The following is a 2,307-nucleotide window of genomic DNA, read 5'->3' on the forward strand; positions in this document are numbered from 1 at the left end:
CCTGCCGCATTGCCCGCACCTGCCGCAAGCTCGGCCTGGAAGTGGCCACCGTGCACTCCAGTGCCGACCGGTTTGCCCGCCATGTGCGTGAGATCGGTGAATCGGTCGAACTCGGGGGTGCAGCGCCCAGCGAGAGTTATCTGAACATCGATGCCATCATCGCGGCGGCCCGGCGCGTCGGCGCAGACGCCGTTCATCCGGGCTATGGTTTTGTCTCGGAGAACCCGGCCTTTGTGCGCGCACTGGATGCGGCTGGCTTGACCTTCATCGGCCCTCGGGCCGAGACCATCGAGCGCGTTGGCGGCAAAGCCAATGCCAAGCGCGAGGCAGCCCGCCTCGGCGTGCCGGTCATTCCCGGCAGCGAAAGCGGCATGACCGACCCAGCCGAGGTGTTGAATCTGGTGCGCGGTATGAAGCTGCCCGTGCTGCTCAAGGCCGTGGCCGGCGGCGGCGGCCGCGGCATGGCGGTGGTCGAGACGCTGGACGGGCTGGAAGGGCGCATCGAGAGCGCCATGCGCGAGGCCGAAAAAGCCTTCGGCAACGGCGAACTGATCGTCGAGCGCTACCTGCCGCAGGTGCGCCACCTGGAGGTGCAGGTGGCCGGTGATGGCCAGGGCCACGCCATCCACCTGTTCGAGCGCGAGTGCACCTTGCAGCGGCGCCACCAAAAAGTGATCGAAGAAGCGCCGTCCAGCGGTCTCAGCCCGCGCCTACGCGCGGCCATCCTGGCCGACGCGGTCAAGCTGGCTTCTGGCGTGAACTACCGCGGCCTGGGCACGGTGGAGTTTGTCGTCACGGGCGAGGAACATTATTTCCTGGAAGTCAATCCGCGCCTGCAGGTCGAACACCCGGTGACCGAAGAAGTCACCGGCCTCGATCTGGTCGAGCTGCAATTGCGCATTGCCGCCACCGGCACCTTGCCGCTGGCGCAAACCGACGTGCAGTGCACCGGCCACGCCTTCGAGGCCAGGCTGTGCGCGGAAGACGCCGCCGCGGGCTTTTTGCCGGCCACCGGGCAGCTGCAGGTGGTCGATTTTTCGCGTGCTGGCGTGCGCATCGAGTCCGGGGTGGACAGCGGCGACGAAATCTCGCCGCACTACGACTCGATGATCGCCAAGCTCATCGCCCATGGTGCCGACCGCGAGTCGGCGCGCCGGGCGCTGGTGGCCGGATTGCGCGAAAGCACGGTGATCGGCCTGGTCACCAACCTGGCATTCCTGCATGAACTGCTGGAATGGCCGGAGACCCGCGATGCCACCTTTCACACCCGACTGATCGACGAGCGCCACGCGCAGCGCGGCGTGGTGGCGCCCACCGCGCCGCCGCTGGAGCACCTGGCTGCGGCCGCGCTGCACTGGCTGACGCAACGGCGTGCCGAGTCGCCCGCGCTGGGCTGCTGGACCCTGGGGGACGGTTTCACGGGCTGGCGCCTGCGCAGTGGGCCGATTCAGGCCGCACCCCAGCCGACACTGGTGTTGAAGGCCGGCGCGGCGGAGTGGCCCGTGCGGTTTTCGATGCGCGATGACCAGGGCAGCAGTGTGCTGGTCATAGGCGAGCAGCAGGTCAGCGCTGCGCTGCAGTCACTCGCGGCTGGGCGCTCCCTGTTGCAGTGCGGCGGGCGGGCGCTGGAGCTGACGATCCGGGGCGACGCGGGGCAAGTGGAACTGGCCAGCGCGCTGGGCAGCAGCGTGTTCACGGCGCAACCCTATCTGGGCGGAGACGCCGGTGACGCCGCCGCCAGCGGCCAGCTGGGCGCGCCGATGATGGGCAAGGTGGTGGCAGTCAAGGCCGCGGTCGGCGAGACGGTTGTCCTCGGCCAGACCGTGATCGTGCTCGAATCGATGAAGATGGAATTGCACGTCACGGCGCCGTTCGACGGCAGCCTGAGCGGCCTGCGCTGCCGGGTCGGCGACATGGTCGAGCGCCACCAGGTGCTGGCCGAAGTCAGTCCGGTTTGATCAAAGGAGATGTTAGCAATGAGCAACTTACCTACCTCCGTCGAGTTCCATGAGGAGGGCCCGCGCGAGGGCTTCCAGATGGAGCCAACAACCTATCCACTGGCTGATCGCGCCGCGCTGATTGATGCTTTGAGCGCCTCGGGCCTGAAGCAGATCCAGGTGGCGTCCTTCGTCAGTCCGCGCGCGGTGCCGCAGATGGCCGACGCATCCGAACTGTTTGCCGCCATCACCAAGCGCCCTGGCACCCGCTACACGGCGCTCTGGCTCAACGACAACGGTTTCGAGCGCGCGCGTGCCTGCGAACAGGTGGACCTGGACGGCAAGCTGATGTTCTACACCACCGAGCCGT

General features: G+C 67.7%; 1 protein-coding gene and 1 pseudogene. Both read left to right on the forward strand.

What is annotated here, in order from left to right; genetic code table 11:
* The coding region (locus RMP09_RS23805; RefSeq protein WP_310568453.1) for an acetyl/propionyl/methylcrotonyl-CoA carboxylase subunit alpha at nt 1-1,958 on the forward strand (1,958 nt) is incomplete at its 5' end.
* 18 nt (nt 1,959-1,976) lie between these two features.
* Nucleotides 1,977-2,307 (forward strand): annotated as a pseudogene (locus RMP09_RS23810) (hydroxymethylglutaryl-CoA lyase); the annotation flags it as partial.

The organism is Hydrogenophaga sp. (genome assembly GCF_031426985.1).
Taxonomy (GTDB): domain Bacteria; phylum Pseudomonadota; class Gammaproteobacteria; order Burkholderiales; family Burkholderiaceae_C; genus Hydrogenophaga.